This window comes from Pseudoalteromonas sp. bablab_jr011, from assembly GCF_016464045.1.
Lineage (GTDB): Bacteria > Pseudomonadota > Gammaproteobacteria > Enterobacterales > Alteromonadaceae > Pseudoalteromonas > Pseudoalteromonas lipolytica.
This window is the reverse complement of record NZ_JACDWU010000304.1, coordinates 42,314-66,297: the sequence shown is the minus strand read 5'-3', so window position 1 is coordinate 66,297 and position 23,984 is coordinate 42,314. Positions and strand designations below refer to the sequence as shown.

Annotated in this window: 22 protein-coding genes; 16 read left to right on the top strand and 6 right to left on the bottom strand. The window is 42.6% G+C overall.

What is annotated here, in order from left to right:
* Positions 1-849, bottom strand: coding sequence for a MoxR family ATPase (locus JIG41_RS19820; RefSeq protein WP_075594100.1), 849 nt, complete (start codon positions 847-849; stop codon positions 1-3).
* Positions 850-901: 52 nt separating this feature from the next.
* Complete coding sequence (locus JIG41_RS19815; protein ID WP_065978071.1) at positions 902-1,141, bottom strand: DUF1653 domain-containing protein; 240 nt, start codon at positions 1,139-1,141, stop codon at positions 902-904.
* Positions 1,142-1,202: 61 nt separating this feature from the next.
* Here JIG41_RS19815 and JIG41_RS19810 point away from each other — a divergent pair, with 61 nt between their 5' ends.
* From JIG41_RS19810 to rpoS, 11 genes are read left to right on the top strand one after another with little or no spacing between them, the layout of a single operon-like run.
* The gene (locus JIG41_RS19810; RefSeq protein WP_036970820.1) at positions 1,203-1,685 is read left to right on the top strand and encodes a DUF2947 domain-containing protein; all 483 of its coding nucleotides are present in this window, start codon (positions 1,203-1,205) and stop codon (positions 1,683-1,685) included.
* A gap of 59 nt (positions 1,686-1,744) precedes the next feature.
* Positions 1,745-2,377 carry a hypothetical protein gene (locus JIG41_RS19805; RefSeq protein WP_065978034.1) on the top strand — a complete coding sequence of 211 codons (633 nt, stop codon included), beginning with the start codon at positions 1,745-1,747 and terminating at the stop codon, positions 2,375-2,377.
* A 22-nt stretch (positions 2,378-2,399) separates the two neighbouring features.
* Positions 2,400-2,690 (top strand): cell division protein FtsB, encoded by a 291-nt coding sequence (gene ftsB, locus JIG41_RS19800; protein WP_036970819.1) that lies wholly within the window; start codon positions 2,400-2,402, stop codon positions 2,688-2,690.
* The gene (gene ispD, locus JIG41_RS19795; RefSeq protein ID WP_065978035.1) at positions 2,680-3,381 is read left to right on the top strand and encodes a 2-C-methyl-D-erythritol 4-phosphate cytidylyltransferase; all 702 of its coding nucleotides are present in this window, start codon (positions 2,680-2,682) and stop codon (positions 3,379-3,381) included. Before ftsB ends, ispD begins: the two co-directional genes overlap by 11 nt.
* On the top strand, positions 3,378-3,860 hold the full coding sequence (gene ispF, locus JIG41_RS19790; protein ID WP_036970817.1) for a 2-C-methyl-D-erythritol 2,4-cyclodiphosphate synthase: 483 nt from the start codon (positions 3,378-3,380) through the stop codon (positions 3,858-3,860). Before ispD ends, ispF begins: the two co-directional genes overlap by 4 nt.
* Positions 3,857-4,885 carry a tRNA pseudouridine(13) synthase TruD gene (gene truD, locus JIG41_RS19785; protein ID WP_118844019.1) on the top strand — a complete coding sequence of 343 codons (1,029 nt, stop codon included), beginning with the start codon at positions 3,857-3,859 and terminating at the stop codon, positions 4,883-4,885. Before ispF ends, truD begins: the two co-directional genes overlap by 4 nt.
* A complete protein-coding gene (gene surE, locus JIG41_RS19780) occupies positions 4,886-5,650 on the top strand; it encodes a 5'/3'-nucleotidase SurE (protein ID WP_118844020.1) in 765 nt (254 codons plus the stop codon).
* On the top strand, positions 5,640-6,278 hold the full coding sequence (locus JIG41_RS19775) for a protein-L-isoaspartate(D-aspartate) O-methyltransferase (RefSeq protein WP_036970812.1): 639 nt from the start codon (positions 5,640-5,642) through the stop codon (positions 6,276-6,278). Before surE ends, JIG41_RS19775 begins: the two co-directional genes overlap by 11 nt.
* An 11-nt stretch (positions 6,279-6,289) precedes the next feature.
* The gene (locus JIG41_RS19770; protein ID WP_065978037.1) at positions 6,290-6,868 is read left to right on the top strand and encodes a YqaA family protein; all 579 of its coding nucleotides are present in this window, start codon (positions 6,290-6,292) and stop codon (positions 6,866-6,868) included.
* Positions 6,869-6,909: 41 nt separating this feature from the next.
* A complete protein-coding gene (locus JIG41_RS19765) occupies positions 6,910-7,734 on the top strand; it encodes a peptidoglycan DD-metalloendopeptidase family protein (protein ID WP_199525326.1) in 825 nt (274 codons plus the stop codon).
* Between the two features lie 57 nt (positions 7,735-7,791).
* Complete coding sequence (gene rpoS, locus JIG41_RS19760; RefSeq protein ID WP_199525325.1) at positions 7,792-8,775, top strand: RNA polymerase sigma factor RpoS; 984 nt, start codon at positions 7,792-7,794, stop codon at positions 8,773-8,775.
* Between the two features lie 95 nt (positions 8,776-8,870).
* Here rpoS and mutS read toward each other — a convergent pair whose 3' ends face one another.
* Positions 8,871-11,441, bottom strand: coding sequence for a DNA mismatch repair protein MutS (gene mutS / locus JIG41_RS19755; RefSeq protein ID WP_036970801.1), 2,571 nt, complete (start codon positions 11,439-11,441; stop codon positions 8,871-8,873).
* A gap of 21 nt (positions 11,442-11,462) precedes the next feature.
* Between mutS and JIG41_RS19750 the strand changes: the two genes are divergently transcribed.
* Together JIG41_RS19750 and recA are read left to right on the top strand one after the other, a co-directional pair.
* A complete protein-coding gene (locus JIG41_RS19750; RefSeq protein WP_036970798.1) occupies positions 11,463-11,960 on the top strand; it encodes a CinA family protein in 498 nt (165 codons plus the stop codon).
* 58 nt (positions 11,961-12,018) lie between these two features.
* Positions 12,019-13,065 carry a recombinase RecA gene (gene recA, locus JIG41_RS19745; RefSeq protein ID WP_036970796.1) on the top strand — a complete coding sequence of 349 codons (1,047 nt, stop codon included), beginning with the start codon at positions 12,019-12,021 and terminating at the stop codon, positions 13,063-13,065.
* A 535-nt stretch (positions 13,066-13,600) separates the two neighbouring features.
* On the opposite strand, the gene JIG41_RS19740 is transcribed toward recA, so the two are convergent.
* Together JIG41_RS19740 and JIG41_RS19735 are read right to left on the bottom strand one after the other, a co-directional pair.
* Positions 13,601-15,724, bottom strand: a complete 2,124-nt coding sequence (locus JIG41_RS19740; RefSeq protein ID WP_199525324.1) for a TonB-dependent siderophore receptor — start codon at positions 15,722-15,724, stop codon at positions 13,601-13,603.
* A gap of 138 nt (positions 15,725-15,862) precedes the next feature.
* Entirely contained in the window at positions 15,863-17,032 is a 1,170-nt protein-coding gene (locus tag JIG41_RS19735) for a DcaP family trimeric outer membrane transporter (protein WP_036970793.1), read from the bottom strand.
* Positions 17,033-17,303: 271 nt separating this feature from the next.
* On the opposite strand from JIG41_RS19735, the gene acs reads away from it, so the two are divergent.
* Both acs and JIG41_RS19725 read left to right on the top strand, forming a co-directional pair.
* Complete coding sequence (acs, locus tag JIG41_RS19730) at positions 17,304-19,244, top strand: acetate--CoA ligase (RefSeq protein ID WP_180311371.1); 1,941 nt, start codon at positions 17,304-17,306, stop codon at positions 19,242-19,244.
* 96 nt (positions 19,245-19,340) lie between these two features.
* Positions 19,341-19,991, top strand: a complete 651-nt coding sequence (locus tag JIG41_RS19725) for a response regulator transcription factor (protein ID WP_036970789.1) — start codon at positions 19,341-19,343, stop codon at positions 19,989-19,991.
* A gap of 51 nt (positions 19,992-20,042) precedes the next feature.
* Here the strand turns inward: JIG41_RS19725 and purU are convergent, their stop codons facing one another.
* Positions 20,043-20,873, bottom strand: a complete 831-nt coding sequence (gene purU / locus JIG41_RS19720) for a formyltetrahydrofolate deformylase (RefSeq protein ID WP_074988871.1) — start codon at positions 20,871-20,873, stop codon at positions 20,043-20,045.
* Between the two features lie 459 nt (positions 20,874-21,332).
* Here purU and JIG41_RS19715 point away from each other — a divergent pair, with 459 nt between their 5' ends.
* On the top strand, positions 21,333-23,975 hold the full coding sequence (locus JIG41_RS19715; protein WP_199525323.1) for a DUF2339 domain-containing protein: 2,643 nt from the start codon (positions 21,333-21,335) through the stop codon (positions 23,973-23,975).
* Positions 23,976-23,984: the final 9 nt, after the last annotated feature.

Below are 23,984 nucleotides of genomic sequence, written 5' to 3'. Positions count from 1 at the left end.
TTAACGACGACTCATAAAAGCAAGTTTTTCGATGAGGCTAATGTCTTGCTCGTTCTTTAATAGCGCACCAAACATTGGCATTAGGCCGCCTTTTTGGCTTTTATCATGCAGTGTTTTGGCATCGATATCTTCAGCCATCAATAATTTTAACCAATCGAGTAACTCGCTGGTTGAGGGCTTTTTCTTTATGCCATTTACATCGCGCAGGTTAAAGAATACTTCAAGTGCTTCGCGTACCAAGTCTTGCTTAACATGCGGGTGATGTACATCGATAATTTGCGCCATTTCGTCGCTCGATGGAAAGTCGATGTAGTGGAAAAAACAACGACGTAAAAAGGCATCAGGCAGCTCTTTTTCGTTGTTTGAGGTAATAATAACAATAGGGCGGTGCTTGGCAATAACGCGCTCACCGGTTTCATAAACATGAAACTCCATTTTATCGAGTTCTAACAATAAGTCGTTTGGAAACTCGATATCGGCTTTGTCGATTTCGTCAATCAGCAACACGGGGCGTTTATTATGTTGCTCTCCATAGGTGAAGGCTTGCCATAATTTACCTTTTACAATGTAGTTACCAATGTCGTGAACGCGCTCATCACCTAACTGGCTGTCGCGCAACCGTGACACTGCATCATATTCGTATAGGCCTTGCTGTGCTTTGGTGGTCGATTTTATATGCCATTGAATAAGCGTGGTGTCTAAGCTTTTTGCAAGCTCCTCGGCTAACATGGTTTTACCTGTGCCGGGCTCACCTTTTATAAGCAGAGGTTTTTCGAGCAAGATGGCTGCGTTAACCGCTTGTTTTAATGAGTTACTGGCAATGTAGTTGTCGGTTGAATTAAAAAGCACGATGTCACCTTATCTGGTCTGAGCAGTGATTAATAATGCTATGATGCCATAGTTATTCTGCGTCTGAAAGGTATGCAAAGCGTGGGACTGTTTTGCCGTTTACCTCAACGGTTTCTAAAAACATGCTGAGTGGGCGTGCCCACATACCAAACTCACCATACAGTGCTTGGTAAATAACGAGTGGCTCTTCGGTTTCACTGTGAGTGGCGACATACTCTACTTTGTATTTTGGGCCTTTGTAATGCTGGTATATGCCTGATTTGAGAGGATGAGGTTTTATTGCTGTAGTCATGTTTTGATCTCTTGTATAATTACGTTTTGCACTTTTTAATGCTAAATAAACTGTCAACACTATGAATTATATTTCGTTAGATGAATACAAAAAAGCATGGGTTTTTCGCCATAAAGACATGCCAATTAACGCAGCAGATGCGCAGCAAATTAAACCAATGACCAGCGAACGTGCCGCTGTACTTTGGTCTACCATGGTGAGCCGCGAGCATGATCACCCAGATTTTTTCGATAAAACAGATTGGTGTGGCAAAGAAGACAGCTTTACCGAAACCATTAATTGGGAAAATGCGTGGGAAGCTGGCGAAGAACAACTCCCCGAGGCAATCTTGGCGCACCTTGATTGGGAAGCCAACACCACCGTGTATTTTTGTATGGCGCGCGACAATATTATTGAAACTAGCTTTGCAGTGTTTAAACGTTGCTGGCAAAACTTTATGTTTTTAGCCGATGGCAGTTTGTTAATGGGCAAAAAACGCGATGCAGTTGTGCAGTTTTTAGAAACGGGTAATGCTAAACTGGGTAAAAAAGGCGCAGTAAAGTAGCGCTCAATTAACGCTCTATGCTATAAAACAGTCAAGCAATTGTTTTATAAGAGCGGGCATTGTCTATTTCTAATCCACAGAGCGAACCGTCGCCACAAGCCGAAATTTGGCAAACTGATGCCGAACGGGCTTTGTATGCACAGTTATGTAATGCGTTTTATGCTCGAGAAATCCCGCGTTTGGTCGATGAACCTGATGCGGCAAGGCTTAGACGCTTATTGGCAAGTTTGCCTTATTACATAGAGCGACTAGCAATACGGATAGTCAGTGGTGATGCGCCTTTACAGCTTGATTCACAAAATGGCAGCTGGCTCGAAAAACAAAAAACTACGCCGCCTGTATATAGCAAAAGTGCATCAGAAGACTTTTATAGTCAATATGCTAAGCGTGGGTTAATTGTCCCCGTGCTAATTAATGACGGGCAATGTACCACCGTGCGCATAGACAGCTTAGATCAAGTAAGCGACAATAAGGTACATTGTAATGAGCTTGGTTGGTTTACGTTATCCGGTGAGTCATTAGAACACGCGCCAGCGCAGTTATTAAAACCGTCAAAAGCAGTGATGGCAGCAGCCTGTTGTGGCCATCAATGGCAACTTAATAAACGGATTACACCTAAGCGTTTGTCATTAAGAGAAATGCTACTAGCAAGCAATATAAATTGGCGTAATTTAAAACGCCCTTTGACTTAATTTAACCGCGAAGGAGTGTTCAATGCGGGTGTTTCAATTCGCCTTGTTATGTTTGGCTTTATTTATCCAGTATCGTTTATGGTTTGGCCATAATGGTGTGCAGGATTACACTCGTCTAAAACAAGCGGTCGCCTCTCATCAAGATACAAATGCTAAATTATTAAAACGTAACAAAGTGCTCAAAGCCGATATTAAAGATTTAAAACTCGGCCAAGAAGGCATAGAAGAACGTGCGCGTAATGAATTAGGAATGATTAAACCTGGTGAAACGTTTATTCGTGTATTGCCAGGCCAACAACAAAATGAAAACTAAACAGAAAATCACTGCAATAGTTCCCGCAGCCGGTGTTGGCAGCCGAATGCAACATTCTGCGCCAAAACAGTATATCGAACTGGCGGGTAAAACCATTTTAGAGCATACCCTTAGCAAGCTTGCTGAATTAGATTTTATTCACACGATAAAAGTAGCAATAAGTGACGACGATGGTTACTTTGACGTGATACCTCAAATCGATAGCCGCATAGAACGAGTGTCGGGCGGCACAGAGCGTGCCGACTCAGTCCTTAATGCTTTGCTGTCACTTGCTGATAACCCGCCAGACTGGGTACTGGTGCATGATGCAGCAAGACCGTTAGTGTGTTTAAGCGATATAACTCGTTTGGTCGATGAGTGCCTAGCAGCTAACGAGGGCGGTATTTTAGCCTCTAAAGTCAAAGATACTATTAAACGCGGCCATACTCATAGTGAGCAAACTGTGCCACGTGATGATTTATGGCAGGCGCTTACCCCTCAATTTTTCCCTTATCAGGCGCTTGTAGATGCACTTTCAAATGCCCTAGAGAACGGCGTGACTATCACCGATGAAGCTTCGGCGATTGAGTGGGCAAAGCAGCCAGTAAAATTAGTCGCTGGGCGCAGTGACAACATTAAAATAACCACCCCAGAAGATTTAGATTTAGCAGCGTTTCTACTGCAAAAACAACAAAACGAGAGAACCCCATGATTCGAATTGGCCATGGCTTTGATGTTCACAAATTTGGCGGCGAAGGCCCGTTGGTTATTTGTGGTGAAAAAATTGATTACCCACAAGGTTTTTTAGCGCATTCAGATGGCGATGTGGCTATTCATGCATTATGTGATGCTATATTAGGATCACTGGCAATGGGCGACATTGGTAAGCACTTCCCAGATACTGCGAGTGAATACGAAAACATCGACAGCCGAATATTATTGCGTCATGTGGTTAAGCTTGCAAAAGAGCAAGGCTATGAACTTGGCAATGCAGATGTAACCATTGTAGCTCAAGCACCAAAAATGCTGCCTCATATTCAAGCCATGCGTAAAAATTTAGCTGCTGATTTAGAAGCCGATATTTCGCAAGTGAATGTGAAAGCCACTACCACCGAAAAGCTGGGCTTTGAAGGTCGTAAAGAGGGCATTTCAAGCCACGCAGTGGTTATTATGAGTAAACAAAATTCATGAGTGAATTGAATTATTTATACGGAAAACCACTATCAAAAGCCGACTTTAAAACGTTTGCTGAAGACTTTATGGTTGACGAAGACCTCGGTATTGAATTCACTGGCAGCGGCGAGCATGTGTGCTTGCAGGTCGTCAAAAAAGGTGAAAACACCCAGTTTATAGCCAAGCGAATTGCCGAAAAAGCGGGCGTATCACCGCGTGATGTAAGCTATGCGGGTTTAAAAGATCGCCACGGTGTTTGTACACAATGGTTTAGTGTGCCTGTGCCGATTAAAAAGCACATTGAATTTAGTGAACTGAATAACGAGCAATTCTTTATTATCGCGCAGCAGCGCCACAACCGTAAATTAAGAACAGGCTGCCACAAGGGCAATCGATTTACGATTACCCTGCGTAATGTGACCGAGCCTTTAGATATTTTGTGTCGTATTAATGCAGTGCGTGCTGGGGTGCCAAATTACTTTGGCGAACAGCGATTTGGTCATGGAGGGCATAACCTTGAAATGGCTAAACGGATGTTTGCAGGAGAGCGTATTCGCGATAAAAAGCTGCGTGGTTTAGTGATTTCAGCGGCCCGTTCTTATGTGTTCAATGAAATAGTAAGTATGCGTGTAGCTGAGCATGGTCTTGCGAAAACCATGCACCGCGAAGTGTTTATGCTTAGCGGCAGTAATGCCTTTTTTGAAGACAATATAAGCGATGACAATATTGCACGTTTAGCCTCTGGCGATATTGTTATGTCGGCACCAATGGTGGGCAAAGGCGAAAAAGGCTTAACCGAAACCGAAAAGCAATGGTTGCTCCCTTATCAGTCTTGGATAGAGGGATTAGCTGAGCTTGGGCTTAAGAATGAGCGCAGAATGCTGCGCTTAATTCCCGAGTCTTTAACTGTTGAAACACTTGATGAGACAACTGTAAAACTGAGTTTTGGTTTACCAAAAGGCTGCTTTGCAACCGCGCTTTTGCGAGAGCTGGTGGACTATAAAGACGCCAGCCCAAGAGAACAAAAACAAAAGGATGCGTAAATGAAAATCTTATTAAGCAATGATGATGGAGTGCATGCAAAAGGGATTGCCGTTTTATATCATGCGTTAACGCAAATTGCCGATGTGACGCTGGTTGCCCCTGACCGTAACTGCAGTGGCGCCAGCAATTCATTAACCTTAATGAACCCGTTACGTGCGACCATGTTAGATAATGGCTTTATTTCTATTAATGGCACCCCCACGGATTGTGTTCACCTTGGCGTGAATGAGCTAACCGATGAGCAGCCTGACTTAGTTGTGGCTGGTATTAATCATGGGGCTAACTTAGGTGATGACACGCTCTATTCTGGTACGGTTGCAGCCGCAACCGAAGGCCGCCACTTAGGGCTGCCAGCGATCGCTGTCTCACTCTGTTCTAAAGAAGGGAATCATTTTGAAACGGCAGCAGCAGTGGCTGTCGGTATCATTAAAGAGCTTGCATCACACCCTCTACCGAAAGATCAGATCATTAACTTAAATGTGCCAGATATTCCTCTTTCAGAACTCAAAGGAGTAAAAGTAACACGCCTTGGCGCACGTCATAAAGCTGAAACCATGACCAAACAACAAGACCCGTGGGGGCGTGATATTTTTTGGTATGGCACGCTCGGCGCTGAAAGTGACGCAGGAGAAGGGACTGACTTTTACGCCATTAATAATGGGTATGCCTCAGTAACACCGTTAAGTGTTGATATGACAGCGAAGGAGAGTCTTCAAGCCGTCGATAGCTGGTTAGCGAAGATGGAGATTAATAGTGCTGACTAATTATAATCGCAGTGCGTTGGCATTGGCTGAATTATTAAAGCGGGATGGCGTAGAAGATGCCGCTGTACTTGAGGCGATTGCGACGACCCCGCGGCATGTGTTTGTTGATGATGTTTTACAGCATAAAGCGTATCAGAATACCGCTTTACCTATTGGTCAAGGGCAAACAATTTCGCAGCCTTATATCGTTGCGCGAATGACAGAGTTACTGCGACTTGCAGGAGTACGCGATAAGGTACTTGAAATTGGCACGGGATCAGGGTATCAAACCGCGATTCTTGCAAAAACGTTCACTAAAGTGTGTTCAGTTGAACGCATTAAAGCGTTGCAGTGGCAAGCAAAGCGCCGTTTACATAAGCTTGATTTATACAATGTAACGATGAAACATGGTGATGGATGGCAAGGGTGGCAATCGCAAGCACCATTTGAAGGGATTATCGTGACTGCTGCGGCAGCAACGATGCCGCAAGGGTTACTAGCACAACTTGCTGATGGCGGTGTGATGATAGCCCCCGTGGGTGAGCAAGATCAGCAATTAATGATGGTTGTCAGAAATGGCGACACATTCACTGAACATAAAGTTGCACCAGTACGATTTGTACCTTTAGTACCTGGTGATATTGAATAGGACGTTACACTTTGAAGTTGTTTACTAAGTTATATGATATGGCGCTTGTGTGGGCTAAGCATCGTCACGCAGAGCGTTATTTAGCAGGGATGAGCTTTGCTGAATCTGTTTTTTTTCCTGTTCCGCCAGATGTGATGTTAGCTCCTATGTCACTCGCTCAGCCAGATAAAGCATGGCGATTTGCCAGCTTTACTACTATTGCGTCAGTTATTGGTGGTATTTTAGGTTACTTGCTTGGCTTTTGGCTATTTGAGCCCGTCGTTGAGCCGCTAATTGCTCAAATGGGCTGGCAAGCAAAGTTTGATACTGCGCTAGGCTGGTTTGAAACATACGGCGTGTGGGTTGTATTTCTTGCTGGGTTTTCGCCTATTCCTTATAAAGTTTTTACTATTGGGGCAGGCTTAATGCAGATGGCATTTTTACCTTTCTTAATTGCGTCTGCCATTGGACGTGGGGCTCGGTTCTTTTTAGTGTCGGCTTTAATGAAGTGGGGGGGCGTGAAAATGGAGCAAAAATTACGTCAATATGTTGAAGCGCTTGGCTGGGGATTAGTTATTTTAGTTGTTGTTGCGTACTTTTTACTACGATAACCCCTAAAACTCACAGTTAGTATTATAAGGAGCATTTTACGATGAACAGACAGTTAGCAGTGTATGTTACTTTGTTTATTAGTATTTTGCTCTTTGGTTGCTCCTCCCGTAATGCTCCCGCTCCTGTTAGTAGTTTAGATAATCATACAAAACAAATTACCCGCAAAGTTAATATTTCTGGCTCAAGTTACAAGGTTAACAAAGGCGATACTTTATATTCAATCGCGTTTAGTGCTCAAAAAGACTTTCGTACTTTAGCAAAATTAAACGATATTCCAGCACCTTATACGATTTATCCTGGGCAACGCATTTTGCTCACAAAATCGGCACAAAAACAAAAAAAGACGAAAAAATATACGAATTCGAGTAAAAAGCCTACCGTTTTGATACAAAAAAATAACAAAAAATTAAAAAAAGAGCTTGATCAGCCAAAACAACGAGAGTATGTTCAAAAACAAGCCAACAAGAAAGTTAGTGCAAAAAATAGTAATCCTAATACAAAAGTCATATGGAGCTGGCCCGCTAAGGGTAAGGTCACGCGCCGTTTCTCTACAAAAGAAAATGGCTATAAAGGGTTACAAATCGCTAATAAACAGGGGGCATCTGTTTTAGCTGCTGCACAAGGAACTGTGGTATACGCGGGTAACGCATTGAGGGGCTACGGTAATTTAATCATATTGAAACATAATGATGATTACCTAAGTGCTTATGCACACAACTCAAAGTTGCTTGTAAAGGAAAAACAGGAAGTAAAGGCGGGGCAGAAAATAGCAGAAATTGGCAGTTCAGATTCGTCGGTTACGGCTTTAAGATTTGAAATTCGTTACCGAGGTCAAGCAGTCAATCCTGCTAAGTATCTACCTTAGCCAAAGGTATTGATAAAGTGATTTAGCTCAATCACATATTTGCTCGGGAGGACGCTTATGGGTCACACAGCAAAACTTGAGAAAACAACTGAAACAGTTGATGATAAATTTGATGACACGATGGTTGAAGATGATTCATCTGAGTTACTCGAAGAAGTCGACAACGATGATGAAATTTTTACAAAAGACGAAGTCGTCAAAAACCTAGACGCGACACAGTTATACCTGGGTGAAATTGGTTTTTCTCCTCTTTTAAGTGCAGAAGAAGAAGTATTTTTTGCGCGTAAAGCATTGAAAGGCTGTGAAGCCTCTCGCAAACGAATGATAGAAAGTAATTTACGTTTAGTGGTGAAAATTGCTCGCCGCTATAACAACCGAGGTCTTGCGCTGCTAGATCTTATCGAAGAAGGTAACCTTGGCCTGATTCGCGCTGTTGAAAAATTTGACCCAGAACGTGGTTTTCGTTTTTCAACTTATGCAACCTGGTGGATCCGTCAAACGATTGAACGTGCCATAATGAACCAAACACGAACAATTCGTTTACCTATTCATGTTGTAAAAGAACTGAACGTTTATCTAAGAACGGCTCGCGAACTAACACAAAAACTTGACCACGAACCAACCGCAGAAGAAATTGCAGAGTGTCTGGATAAACCCGTTGAAGACGTGACTAAAATGCTACGTTTAAACGAAAAAATCACGTCGGTTGATACGCCAATTGGAGGCGAAAACGACAAAGCCTTACTCGATATCATTGCTGACGAAAAAGGCTCTGGTCCTGAGGGCGAAGTACAAAATAATGGCATCAACAAACACATTGTTGATTGGCTTGGTGAATTAAACCCAAAACAACGCGAAGTACTTGCACGTCGTTTCGGTTTACTTGGCTACGAGCCTTCAACGCTTGAAGATGTCGGTCGTGAAATTGGCTTAACGCGTGAACGTGTAAGACAAATTCAAGTGGAAGCATTACGTCGTTTAAAAGATATTTTGCAACACGAAGGCTTAAGTACAGATAGCCTGTTTGACCAATTTACTTGAGTTGACAACAATATACCTGACTCAGGTATGAGGCCTTCGGGTCTCTAGAACACACAAAAAAGCTGACATATTGTCAGCTTTTTTTATGCACGCAATTAAAGTAAATCTTTTAATTGGTATAACAGCTGGTGTGCTTGTCTTGGTGTTAAACTGTCTGGGTCCAGCTGCTGTAAAGTTAGCTCAAGTTCAGAGGGTTCATTGTCAAACGCCAGTGCTTGCTGTTGTTGCACTGGGGCTGTAACAGGCTGATGATTTTCAAGCATTTTTAGTTTTTGCTTTGCTTGCTGAATAACGGCTTTTGGTACACCGGCAAGCGCGGCAACTTGTAAACCAAAGCTTTTACTTGCTGCACCTTCAAGCACGGTATGCATAAAGGCAATAGTGTCGTTATGCTCAATCGCATCTAGGTGAACATTAACCAATCCTTGCTGCTGCTCGGCCAGTTCAGTTAGCTCAAAATAATGGGTGGCGAATAAGGTTTTTGCGGCAATTTTTGAGGCTAAATAATCGGCCGTAGCATAGGCGAGAGACAGGCCATCATAGGTCGAAGTACCGCGTCCTATTTCATCCATCAAGACCAAAGATTGCGCCGTGGCATTGTTTAAAATGGTCGCTGTCTCTGTCATTTCAACCATAAAGGTTGAACGCCCTGATGCTAAATCATCACTTGCGCCAATACGCGTAAAAATGCGGTCAATATTGCCAATTTCTGCGCTGTCAGCAGGGACATAAGACCCAATATGTGCCATGAGTACAATTAACGCAGTTTGACGCATATAGGTTGATTTACCCCCCATGTTTGGCCCTGTGATGATCAACATCTTACGGTCGTTGCTTAACTCGACAGGGTTGGCAATAAAGGGGTCTTTCATTACTTGCTCAACAACGGGATGACGCCCTTGCTTTATGCTTATATTGTCGTTATCACACAGTGTTGGTTTGGCGTAGTTGAGCGCTTGCGCACGTTCAGCTAAATTATTAAGAACGTCTAAATCAGCCAGTACCGCAGCCATCGTTTGTAGCTGCTCAATATGCGGTGCTATAAATTCAAATAGTTGCTCATAAAGTTGTTTTTCGAGAGCCAACGCTTTTGATTGGCTACCGAGTACTTTGTCTTCATGCTCTTTTAACTCAGGAATGATATAGCGTTCGTTATTTTTTAATGTTTGACGACGAATATAATCAGCAGGGACTAAGTGTGAATTAGCACGGCTAACTTCAATGAAGAAGCCATGCACCTTGTTGTAGCCAATTTTTAAGGTGCTGATGCCTGTGCGTTCACGCTCGCGCTCTTCCAGTTTTTCAAGGATATCGGTTGCGCCTTGGCTAAGCGCACGCCATTCATCTAACTCACTATTATAGCCTGGGGCAATAACTCCCCCATCACGAATAAGTACCGGTGGTGTTTCAATGACTGCACGTTCTAGGAGATCTTGCAGCGCTGGTAATTCTTGTGACTGTGCGATGATCTGGTTAATGCGTGGATCGCTGGCATCATTCAGTAGCTCATGCAGTGGTGCCAGCGCTTGTAATGCACTACGTAAACGCGTTAAGTCACGAGGTCTGGCAGTACACAATGCAAGGCGCGCGATAACTCGCTCAATATCACCAATTTGTTTTAATGATTCGTGCAGTTCGCCGCACAGTTGAGCATCGATGATCGCAGTAATCGCATTTAGGCGTGAGTTAAGCTCATCTTTACTGCGCACTGGGGTATGAATTCGGCGTTTTAATAAACGAGACCCCATTGCTGTAGCGGTTTTATCAAGCACCTGTGCCAAGGTGTTTTCATAGCCTCCAGAGAGGTTAACCGTGAGTTCTAAGTTTTTACGGGTTGCAGCATCTAAGATCACTGCGTGTTCGTTTTGCTCAAGGGTAATGGCGCGAATATGTGGCAGAGCAATGCGTTGAGTGTCTTTTACATATTGCATTAAACAGCCCGCGGCAATCAGAGCGCAATGGGCTTTATCAACCCCAAAACCAACTAGATCTTTGGTGCCAAATTGATCGCATAAGAGGTGTTGTGCGGTGTCTAAATCGAACTCCCATTCTGGGCGACGGCGAGCCCCTTTAATATGTTCGATTAAGTGAATATTGGCAAACGTTTCACTGTAAAGCAGTTCTGCTGGCGCGAGGCGTTGCAGTGTTGAGCTAAATGCTTCGTCAGTATTCACTTCAAGTACATTAAAACGGCCTGAGTTAATATCGAGGTAGGCTATGCCGTAAACACCGTGTTTATTTTGCCACACACTTGTGAGTAAGTTATCTTGGCGCTCTTGCAGTAAGGCTTCATCGGAAATAGTACCGGGTGTTACAATGCGCACGACTTTACGCTCTACCGGACCTTTGCTGGTTGCTGGGTCGCCTATTTGTTCGCAAATAGCAACCGATTCACCCATTTGTACAAGGCGTGCTAGGTAATTTTCTACTGCGTGATAAGGTACGCCGGCCATAGGAATAGGATCGCCACCAGCTTTACCGCGATGAGTTTGAGAAATATCAAGAAGTTGAGCTGCACGTTTAGCATCATCAAAAAAGAGTTCGTAAAAATCACCCATACGATAAAACAATAAAATATCGCGATGCTCGGCTTTTATTTTTAGATACTGCTGCATCATCGGTGTTTGTTGTTTTATAGTGTGTGGAGCATAAAGATCAAACGACATGTATTTACCCAAAGGCTGAATATGGAATTACATCAAGAGATTAAAACACTTGCTGCGAAATTAGGAGCTATTTTAACGGATAAACGCTTATGGATCACTACCGCTGAATCGTGCACGGGTGGGGGCGTGAGTTATGCGCTAACAGATACACCAGGAAGTTCTCATTATATTGACCGTGCTTTTGTTACATACAGCAACCAAGCAAAGCATGAATTAATTGGTGTGAGTAACGAGACTTTACAGAACTTTGGCGCTGTCAGTGAGCAAACTGTTTTAGAAATGGCGTCAGGTGCTGCGAAGGCTGCAAAGGCTGATATTGCGATTGCTATTTCGGGTATTGCGGGCCCCGGTGGGGCAACCCGGGATAAACCGGTTGGTTTGGTGTGGTTTTGCGTGCATTTTGCAGGAAAAAATTACCCAAGCAAACATGTTTTTACCGGTGATAGAGCCAGTGTTAGAGCTCAAGCTATTGTTTATTCAATAGAAAAAGTTATCGAGATAATAAAATCAGAAAATTAGCTTGATACTGTGATTTCATACAGTATACTGTCTGCATTAGCCGGATTTGGAGAACAGAATGAACGATAACAAACAAAAAGCGTTGGACGCTGCTTTATCACAAATTGAACGTCAATTTGGTAAAGGTTCAATTATGAAATTGGGCGACAACAAAGCCCTTGATATTGAAGCTATCTCAACAGGTTCACTGGGGATTGATATCGCATTAGGTATAGGTGGTTTACCAGCAGGACGTATCGTTGAAGTATACGGCCCTGAATCATCAGGTAAAACAACGCTAACGCTACAAGTTATCGCTGAAGCTCAGAAGCAAGGCAAAACGTGTGCATTCGTTGATGCTGAGCATGCTCTCGATCCTGTATACGCACAAAAGCTAGGTGTAAACATTGATGAGTTACTTGTTTCTCAGCCTGATACTGGTGAGCAAGCATTAGAAATTTGTGACATGCTTGTTCGTTCAAGTGCGGTTGACGTGGTTATTGTTGACTCGGTTGCTGCATTAACACCAAAGGCTGAAATTGAAGGCGACATGGGTGACTCACACATGGGTCTTCAAGCTCGTTTAATGTCGCAAGCCCTTCGTAAATTAACGGGTAATATTAAGCGCTCGAACACCTTGTGTATTTTCATCAACCAAATCCGTATGAAAATAGGTGTCATGTTTGGTAACCCAGAAACAACAACGGGTGGTAACGCACTTAAATTCTACGCATCGGTACGTATTGATATTCGTCGCATTGGTTCGGTGAAAGAGGGTGATGAAGTTGTGGGTAACGAAACCCGCGTTAAAATTGTTAAAAACAAAGTTGCACCGCCGTTTAAACAAGCTGAGTTCATCATTATGTATGGTGAAGGTATCTCTAAACACGGTGAATTAATTGACTTAGGTGTTAAACATAAGATTGTTGAAAAGTCAGGTGCTTGGTATAGCTACAACGGTAATAAAGTAGGCCAAGGTAAAGCAAATTCAATTAAGTTCTTAAAAGACAACCCAGAGATCGCAGATGAGATTGAAGGTAAGTTACGTGAAATGCTATTACTTCAAGCAACTATTAAGCCTGAAGACGGTGTAGATGTTGGCTTGATAGCTGAAGACGAGCTATAAAACACCTTTACAGTGTATCGTTAAGCGTGATTTGACCCGCCCTTAACACAAAAAGACCGCTACTTAGTTAGCGGTTTTTTTATGGGCGAATAATAGTCGCACTGAGCCGTTTTTATAGGTGAAAAGTTGCGCTGGGTGTAGCGGCGATTTACAGGGGCGGGCCTATACCAGTTCACTTAATTAATACCATTTTGCAAAAATACTTAATCATTTTGAGTGATTAAACCAGTCGCTACCTACGTTAAAAATTTCTGATTTAGAATAACTAAATAACTAAATAACTAAATAACTAAATAACTAAATAACTAAATTTTTGCCTTGTTATCAATGCGGTTTTATTGCCTCAAAATAGACCACTTAATTAAGCGTAATGCTATAAGTGAACAATTTAAGGGATTAAGGTAAGGGGATAAAAGGGATTCAATCTGTCAACGCGGGATAAACCAGCTGCAACGAGTCGATACATAAAAGCCGCACAGTGTGCGGCTTTTAAATTCTTAACGTTTAGAGCTTATCGTTTCAAACTTGGCACTCATTAAAGCTGCCAGTTGAATGAAACAGCATAGCTACGTGGCGCACCATAGTAACCTTGTGCCCAGAATAGGCTATGAAGGTACTTTTCGTTGGTGACGTTATTAATATTTAAGTTAACACTAACATTGTCGTTAATATCGTAAGTGGCCATTAAGCTTAATAAACCATAGGCATCTTGCTGAGTAGTTATTTGCGGTGCATTAGTATCAGCATCGCGAACCTGTACGCGCTGCGTATCGTCTTGCCATTGGTAATTTAGGCCAAAGGTTAAGCCATCAACTTCAGGCACTTTGTGAGTTAGCGCAAGTTTAAATTGATTTTCTGGCGTGTAGTCTTTTACCAGCTCATCACCATCGATGTTTAAGTTGCTATAGCTAAAACTTGCACTCAATGTTTCATTGATTTGACCGCTAAGTTCTAGTTCAAAACCATCGCTATTAATGCCGTCTGCGCCATAGTAGCGTGTATCATCCGGTAAGGATCCTGGTACTGCTACAGCAAGACCCACTTGCTCTGCATCAAAGTAGGCAACAGTGACAAACAGGTTGTCATCAAGTAATTGTGCTTTTAAACCCACTTCACTACTTTTACCAGTAATAGGGTTGAGATAGTCACCATTTATGTCACGCTCAGTTTGCGGCACAAATGTTTCTGTGTAGCTTGCATAAGTTGAAAAGCGCTCGTTGATATCATAAACAACACCGTAGTAGGGCACGGTTTGATCGCTGTCTTTATCTTTCGCTTTCCCGTATGACTCACCTTCAGTTTCCCAATTTACTTGGCTGACACCTGCTAAGAAGCTAAGTGAATCGGTGGCTCTAATGCGTGTTGAAATATAAGCTGAACGTTGACGGCTAGTCAGATCTGCTCCTGTTAAACCATCAGTGAGTGTTGGAATTGGTGCAACTCCGTTCCAACCACCCAGTTCAGGCATTTTAGGGAAACCATTGCCTGTGGTGCGGTCATAAAGAGATTTATCATTATAATCCATGTCTGCTTGGTTAACACCAAACGATAGGTCATGCTCCATACCAAATAAATTAAATTTACCCGTTGCATAGATATCTAAAATGTCGTGCTTATCTTTATGATCGTATTCACTTGCGTAACCTGTTAAGCCTAAACCTGTTTCTCTATCAGGCGTGCCATAAACATAGAAAAGCTCAGAGTCTTGCTCATTTTCTAAGTGTGCATAGCTGGCTTTTAAAAACCAAGTATTAGTGATTGCTTGCTCAATGGATAAAAATAACTGCTCGGTGGTGTTGTTCCAGTATGACCAATCGGATGCAGTGCTAGTTGATACATCGAAGTTAGTCGCAGTACCATCGCTATAATAAAGTGGTAACGCCCCCCAAAGAGGGCTGTCTGCGTCTTTATTTTGTTTAACATAGTTAGCTGTTACGACTGTGCTGTTAGTCAGTTGGCCTTCATATGCTAAGTAATAAATTGTTTTATCTTGCTCGTAGCGATCAAGATAAGAGTCTGTTTTATGCTTTGTAAATACGGCACGCACTGCGTGGTTATCGTTGATAGCCGTTGATGCGTCAAGTTCAAGACGTTTATTATCCCATGAGCCATATGACACTGATGCATTGACCTGTGTTTGATATGTTGGGCGTTTTAATACCATGTTGACCGTTGCCGATGGATTACCAGCACCAGTCATTAAGCCATTAGCACCACGAACAATTTCGACACTATCGTATATAGAGGTATCAAGTGTGCCTTGAATAGAGCCATTATCTTGGGGTAAACCCATGCCATTAACTTGAAAGTTGGTAATTTCAAAGCCGCGAGCTTTAAAGTAGGTGCGATCGGTTTCAATTTGCTCAACAGTCACACCCGGGGTGCTTTCAAGTACTGAGTTTAAATCATCAAGTGAGAAGTCATCCATCAACGCACGAGAAACAACAGAGATAGACTGAGGTGTTTCTTTTATGGTTAAGCCCAATTTGGTCGCTGATTGAGCTTGTTCGGTAATATAGTTTTTGTGATGTTGACCGTAGACAGCAATTTTTTCGATCGCAGGTTCTTCTTTTGGTTGTTCTGCTAAAGCGTAGCCACTAAGAAGAGCTGAAGTCACTATGCTTAATTGTGACAAGCGCAAAAATTTAGTTGATGACATGCAAATTTCCAAATAGTTCAATGATGATTTAAATTAATGCGTAATTTAATCTAAATGAAAATGATTTGCAATTTGCTTTTTGGGGCTTTAATAAAAAAAGCGGCCGGAGCCGCTCAGGAAGTAAAACTATTTTTATACTTAAAAAACGTATTTTGCAGAAAATTGAAGGCGGTCCATATCACCATCAGCGCCACTTTCTAATTCTCGTTCAGCATGTTTCAGTTCAACACCAAATGTGAGTTTCTTTACTGGCGAGTATAAAATATTCGCGCTGTAGCTTTGACTTGTTTTAGTCGGATCACCCGAAATAGCTAACAGATCTGTGTTGTTATCTGCTGAGAAAAATGAATAAAGGAAAGTTGAACGCCACTGACTATTCCAGTGTTGTTGATAACCAATGAAGCCTGAAGTTGAGTCGATGGCATCTAGTTCATCACCATTAAGTACTGCACCATGTGCTACGTTTAAACCAACATATCGACCTAAGCCTGAACCTTGTGTCAGCATGAATTTGAGGTTGTTTTGACCAAAATTAACTTTACCCGATGCACTAATACCAAAGGATGTTTCGTCTGCATCGACGCCATTCTTTTTATAGGTTAGTTGACGCGCTAAACCTGTAAAAACTAATTCACCCCAGTCTGCTTTATGAGCATAACGCGCGGTAAAATCAGGTAAAGATGCATCATCCGTTGCAACGCGTGCGCCACCTTGGGTCGTAATTGTACTTTCTGGGTTTTCAACAGAGAACGACCAGTTGCCCGTTGAGTAACGAATTTGTGATTGGCGGGCAAAAACGGTCCCTTCTGCAGGGCCTACGAAGTCTAGCGTTTCTGGCAGTGCGCCTACGTTTTGAAAGTTTGACCACGCTTGACCAAATAACCAGCCATCATACGTGATAAAAGCTTGGCGAATACGCGGAGCATAGGAGTTGGTAACACGTTCATTACCACCCGGTGCGGAGGCTAAAAAGTCAATTTCGATTTTAGTGTTAACAGTTTTACCATTGTCTAACTTTGTTGCAGTGCCAAAATTAAAACGCGATTGGCGGGCATGCATATCAAAGACTGCATCGCTGTCAACGTCAGGTCCCACGGGAGTTGTACTCGGTACATAAAAATCACGACCAATGCTGGTACCATCTGGAACACCTGATGAATAGTCACTCCACATCGCATCTAGCTTTACATAACCGCCATAAGTGATATCGGTATTACCTAAAGTGGCAGCACTTGCAGTGCCTGTTAGTGCGCATAACACGGCCGATGCCGTGAGGGTCTTTAAAGCGGTTATTTTTGTTGTTGTCATAATGTCTATTCCTGTTGAAGCTATTTGTGTGTTGTTGTATCACTGTTGTTTAAGAAATGACTTCTCTCAATTATCTATTGGTCTATTAGACTAAGGTGTTACATAGCGATAAATCGCTTACATCAATATATTGGAGTAGATTATAGGTGGCTATTACGAAGTTTTTAGCTATTTGGCGAGATATACAACTAAGGTCTAATACTTTAAGGGGCGTTGCTGAGTGATCCTTGAAGCAGGCCGAAGGCAAGTAATTAAAATGGAGACGACAACAATGTCACAAAGTATCTATCCAGTTCCCGCGCATATCAAGAATGCCGCATTAGTTGATAACGATAAATATAATACACTGTACAAGCAATCTATCGATGACCCTGAAGGATTTTGGCGAGAGCATGGTAAGCGTCTTGATTGGTCAACTCCTTATACTAAAGTTAAAAACACATCATTTGACAAAGGCCATATCAATATTCGTTGGTTTGAAGATGGCCAACTTAATGCCTCATATAACTGTATCGACCGTCATCTCGCTGCTAAAGCAAACAAAACAGCCCTTATCTGGGAAGGAGACAACCCAGAGCAAAGCGAAAATATTACCTACCAACAATTGCACGATGAAGTTGCAAAATTAGCAAATGGTCTTAAAAAGCTGGGTGTTGCAAAAGGTGACCGCGTAGCGATTTATATGCCAATGACTCCGCAGGCTGTATATGCCATGCAAGCGTGTGCTCGTATTGGCGCGATTCACTCTGTTGTGTTTGGTGGTTTTTCTCCATCAGCAATCGCTGACCGTATTAATGACTCAGGTGCAAAAGTCGTGATCACATCTGATGAAGGTCGTCGCGCTGGTAACTGCGTGCCATTAAAAGCAAATGTTGATGAAGCGGTATCACAAGATTCAGTAACCACAGTTGAGCATGTGATTGTTCACCAGTTAACTGGCGGTGAAGTAGAGTGGAACAGTCACGACGTATGGTGGCATGATTTAGTGGCAGATTTACCGGCAGATTGTGAACCAGAGCCAATGAATGCTGAAGATCCACTTTTCATTCTTTATACATCGGGCTCTACTGGTCAGCCTAAGGGTGTTGTTCACACTACGGGTGGCTACCTTGTTTACGCATCAATGACCCATGAATATGTATTTGATTTAAAAGAAGACGATATTTTCTGGTGCAGTGCTGATGTTGGTTGGATCACGGGTCACAGTTATATTGCGTATGGCCCATTAGTTAACGGCTGTACACAAGTGGTATTTGAAGGTGTACCCACTTACCCAACTGCAGGTCGTATGGGTGAAGTAATCGACAAACACAATGTCACTATTCTTTACACTGCACCAACCGCTATTCGCGCGTTGATGGCAAAAGGTGATGAGCCAACAGCGACATCAAAACGCACAAGTCTGCGTATTATGGGCTCTGTGGGTGAACCTATTAACCCTGAAGCATGGGCATGGTACTACGAGCATATCGGTAATGAGAATTGCCCAATTGTTGATACTTGGTGGCAAACAGAAACGGGTGGCATCATGATCACACCATTGCCGGGTGCAACAGACATGAAGCCTGGTTCTGCAACTCGTCCATTCTTTGGTATTGCACCTGCGCTTTATGATGCAGAAGGCAATACACTTGAAGGTGCGGTTGACGGTAACTTGGTTATTTTAGATAGCTGGCCTTCACAAGCTCGTACCGTGTATGGTGACCATGAGCGTTTTGAACAAACTTACTTCTCTGCTTACCCTGGTGTGTATTTCACGGGGGATGGTTGTCGCCGTGATGAAGATGGTTATTATTGGATCACTGGGCGTGTTGATGACGTACTGAATGTATCGGGCCATCGCTTAGGTACGGCTGAGATTGAAAGTGCCTTAGTTGCTCATGAAGCCGTTGCTGAGGCTGCCGTGGTGGGTTACCCGCACGACATCAAAGGCCAAGGTATTTACGTGTATATCACGCCAAATGAAGGCGTCACAGTGAGCGATGAATTAACCGCAGAAGTGCGTAACTGGGTTCGTAAAGAGCTAAGTCCTATTGCATCACCAGATATGATTCAATGGTCGCCAGGTTTACCAAAAACACGTTCAGGTAAGATTATGCGTCGAATTTTACGTAAAATTGCCGCTAATGAGCATCAACAGTTAGGTGATACTTCAACACTGGCCGATCCGAGTGTGGTTGATGAGCTAATCGAGAATAGATTAAATCGTTAAAAACGCGTTAAAAACTTGATTAGAAGTTGATTCTAAACGTAGTATATCGGCTGTCACTTAGAAATAGGTGTCAGCCGAATTTATTAGGAGTGAACCATGAGTCAGTTTTTAATAGCGGATGATCATCCGTTATTTCGTGAAGCGCTGAAAGGGGCATTGAGTACTAAGTTTACGGATTTGGAAGTATTTGAATCGGAAAACTTCGATACCACATTGCAAGTGCTAAGCGAACAAGAAGATCTTGATATCTTACTACTAGACCTTCACATGCCAGGAAATGGCGATTTATACGGCCTTATTCGTATTCGCGAAGATTACCCAAGCTTACCGATTGCAGTTGTGTCGGGGAGTGAAGACATAAATATTGTGTCGAAAGTAATGGGATACGGTGCGATGGGATTTATTCCTAAATCATCATCATCGGATGATATCGCAATGGCGATTAATCATATTCTAGAAGGCGATGTGTGGTTACCAGCAGAGCTTAAAGATAAAGTAGCAGCCGTTGATGGCGAAGACAAAGAAATTGCAGCTCAGGTGGCATCACTAACCCCACAACAATACAAAGTGCTGCAGTACCTGCATGAAGGTTTGTTAAATAAGCAAATCGCTTATGAGTTACATATCTCTGAAGCGACAGTAAAAGCACATATTACGGCCATTTTCAGAAAACTTGGCGTATACAACCGTACTCAAGCCGTGCTTATTGCCTCAAAACTTCAACTTGATCCTATTGAATCGAACTAGTCATTAGATAATAAAAATAATAAAGAGGCGAGCAGCCTCTTCATTCATTACTTAAGCAAACACCACGGTTCGATTACCGTTTATAAACAGTTTATGTTCAGAGGCCAACTGTAAGGCTTTGCAAAATACTGTTTTTTCAACATCTTTACCCATTTTTGCCATCATCTCTGCGGTATCCGCATGACTAACATGCGTCACATCTTGCAAAATAATTGGCCCTTCATCGAGTTCGTTATTAACAAAATGAGCGGTTGCACCAATGATTTTTACCCCACGTTCAAAGGCTTGGTGGTAGGGTTTTGCACCAATAAAGGCAGGTAAAAATGAATGGTGAATATTAATAATTTTACCTTCAAAGCGCGCCACAAACTCAGGGCTTAAAATACGCATGTATTTGGCAAGGCCGATAATATCAGGCTGGTAGCTGGCAATTAAATCACCCACTTTTTGGTCATGCTCAGCACGGCTTAAACCTTCGTGCGATACTACATGAAACGGCACGCCAAAGCCTGCAGCCAGTGGCGCTAAATCTGCATAGTTGGCAATCACGGCCAGTACTTCGATGTTTAAGGCTTTTTCGAATTGCTTAAGTAATACTCCCCCTAAACAATGTGCTTCTTTGGTGGCAAGCAATACCACTTTGGTTTTTTCACTGCTGTGCAGCGCAAGCTCTGCGCCATCAGGAAGTAGCTCAGCAAGGCTTGGTAAAAAGTCATCTGAAATAACCCCGCTTAATTCGGTGCGCATGAAAAAGCGTTGGGCATCTTTGTCTACAAATTCGTTATTACGGGTAATATTCAAATTATGTTGATGACAAAGACCGGTGATCTTGGCAATTAGACCCACATCATCATCGCATTGTGTTGTTAAAATCGTGTTCATAGTCCTCATTCTAATCCCATTTGTGTGAATGTTATTATTTGCTAATTTTTTAGCGCTGCATAGCGCAATTTCGACTATCTAATAATTAATTTTAAACAGACTGGTCTGGCTTTATAACAGTCAAAGCGCTGAAACTGTTGATATTACATGTAATGGTGTTGAGGTTTAACCCGATGAGCCAACAACACCTTGTTGTGAATGAAGTGCACGCATCTTATGTGATACGTGAACACAGCCGACAGAGCGTCGTTTTTAAGCAACGTAACTCGGTGAGGGTGAAAATAGCGAGGATAGAGCATGATGCTATAACTTAAACTATAAAATGATGTTTGAGCGAATGGGAGCTGACCCTCGCTAATAGAAAAATACGCGAAACGACCATCGCTTTACTCTTACTAAGTGTTTATTGTATAAACAATGAACGCTTTTATGTTGTTAAAGCAGAGACAAGGATTGGGTATGGATGAAGGTATTGCGTTATTAATATTGCTTGTTTTAGTGGTATTCGGCGGTTCAGTTGCTGGAATAATTGCTTTATTTCAGCTGTCTGTTTTAAAAAAAGAAGTCGCGTTATTAAGAGAGAAGCTTGCTGAGCCAAGGCCCGATAAGCCGCAAACGGATACTGAATTTCAACAGCATGTACCAAGAGCCTCATCACAATTAACAAACACAGCTTCGCATTCAACAATAACAGCAACGATTGATTCGTTGCACGTTGAGCCAATGCTCTCTGCAGCAAGGCAGCCTCAGGGGTCGTCTCATGAGCCAATGCTTACCCAAGGGAAAGCCGCTCCGTTTGAGTTTATCACGTCCCTTATTACAGTGTTTAAAACTAATTGGCTGACCTGGGTTGGGGCTATTGCACTTGCTTTTGGCGGAATCTTTTTAGCCCGTTATTCGCTAGAAGCAGGGCTCTTGTCAGAAACGATGCGATTAACTTTAGGCGCTGTTTTTGGGGTAAGTTTAATTGTGGCAGCAGAGTACTTGCATCGTAAAGGAATAGTGTTTGAAGGCTTTAATAACTATATACCGGCAGCGCTTGCCAGTGGCGGCTTTATCAGTTGTTTTGCTTTAACATTACTGGCTTATACCCACTATGCATTATTAGCGCCTTTGCCTGCCTTCGCTATTTTGACACTGGTGTCGTTGGCTGCCAGTTGGATGGCATTGCGCTTTGGTCCTCTGCTTGCGGCTATTGGTATTATTGGTGCTTACAGTGTGCCGATCTGGGTGAATACAGGGAGTAACGACTTTGTTGGTTTGTTGACCTATGTTGGCTTTGTGAGTGTTTCGGCCTCTTTGGTGGCTCATTATGTGAAACGTCAGTGGCTTTGGTATTTGCTCTGGACTGGACACCTTGGTTGGTATTGGTTAGTGGCAGTAAGCGCTTCACATAATATTCTGTGGTTTATTAACGTATACGCTGTGTTCAGTATCTTTCTACTGATTGCGATTGTGCGTTTGGGTCTTAAGTTTATTCAAATAGAACACCGCCCTCAGCGTTTCATAAAGCAGCTTAAGCAACTACCCGATAATCCATTGCTTATAGCGATTTTAGCGCCGCTTGGTTTTTTGATGTTTAGCAATAATGCGTTACTCACTTGGCAACTTAGTAGTCTGTTAATGGTCAGTGTGCTGTTGTTTTTAGTGCTTAAAAACAGCGCGTGGGATAGTTGGTTAGCGATTGCAGTTGGCTGTGTTGTGCTGTTATTAATTAGCCAGCGTAATAGCGTTGATTTTACCGAGCAGCTTTTTGTGTTTAGGCAAAACTACGGAGTCGGGCTGTTTTTTATCGCGCTGTTTATTAGTTATGGTTTGCTGTTAGCACGCAAATATCCACAACGGTTAGGATTCTCGCTGATAGCTTCGCTGTCGAGCTTTGTGATTATTGGTTGCTTGTATGTTATTACGCCTAATAATGCGCTTACAGATGCTTATCCGCTCTGGTGTACGGTGTTATTGGGGGTCAGTGCACTGTTATTTAAATTAGCGGTGCGTAACAAGCAGCCCTTACAGGTTTTTTGTTTTTGGTTAGGTGGCAATGGCAACATCAGCTTAGCGCTCACAATGTTGCTTGAAGGAAGCCGTTTGACGCTTGCATTAGCTATGCAGGTTGTATTAATTAGCTTTTATATTAATAAGCATGCACTGCGTTTACCAATGTGGCCATTAAAAGCGTTAATAGCGTGTTTGTTGGTACGCTTAAGCTTAGCACCTTGGACACCAAGTTACAGTGATGCAGTATTGCTTGGCGTTCATTGGAGTATTGTTGTCTATCCTTTGTGTGCTGGGTTATTTTATTGGGCTGCAAGGTTTTGGCAACAGCAGCCATTGAGGGTTTGGTTAGAAGGCGCAGGCTTACACTGTATTGCTTTATTTGTTACCACAGAGACCAGTTATCAATTGGTTGGGCATTATCCTGATTTTAATAACCTGTCAGTGTACGAGCACATCTTGCTTACGTGTAATTGGGGGGTATTAGGGTGTGTATATTTACTGCGTGCTCGGTATACGCAGCAAATGGTAAAACTTTACCAACTAGCGGGGTTAGGATTACTAACACTTGCAGGGTTGCTCGCTGCTACTTTATTCATGGAGTTAAATCCTTTCTTTGCACAGATACGCATTGGTCAAATGCCTGTTTTTAACTGGTTACTGCTTGTGTGGTTAGTGCCGGCATTAATATGTGTATGGGCAGGTCAATTAATTAGGTCTATTAATTCCCGTTTACTGAAGCCATTTTATATTTTAGCGGGTGCTTTCACCGCACTGTATATTAATGCAGAAATACGCCATAACTGGCAAGGTGAGTTTATTAACTTAGCGCAGCCTACCTCAGATGCTGAGCTTTATAGCTATTCATTAGTGTGGTTGATCATAGGTGCTTTAGTGGTAGTGATGGGTCATTTAAAGTCATTGGCTACGGTGCAAAAGCTAGGGCTTGGTTTATTAGCGCTGGTGGTATTAAAGGTATTTTTGATTGATATGGCAAATTTAACAGGGCTGTTAAGAGCCGTCTCGTTTATAGGGCTGGGATTATCTTTAGTGGCACTGAGCTGGTTATTTCAAAAGTTTAAGGCAAAGCCCGTTGCTTTGCCTTAATAATGGGGT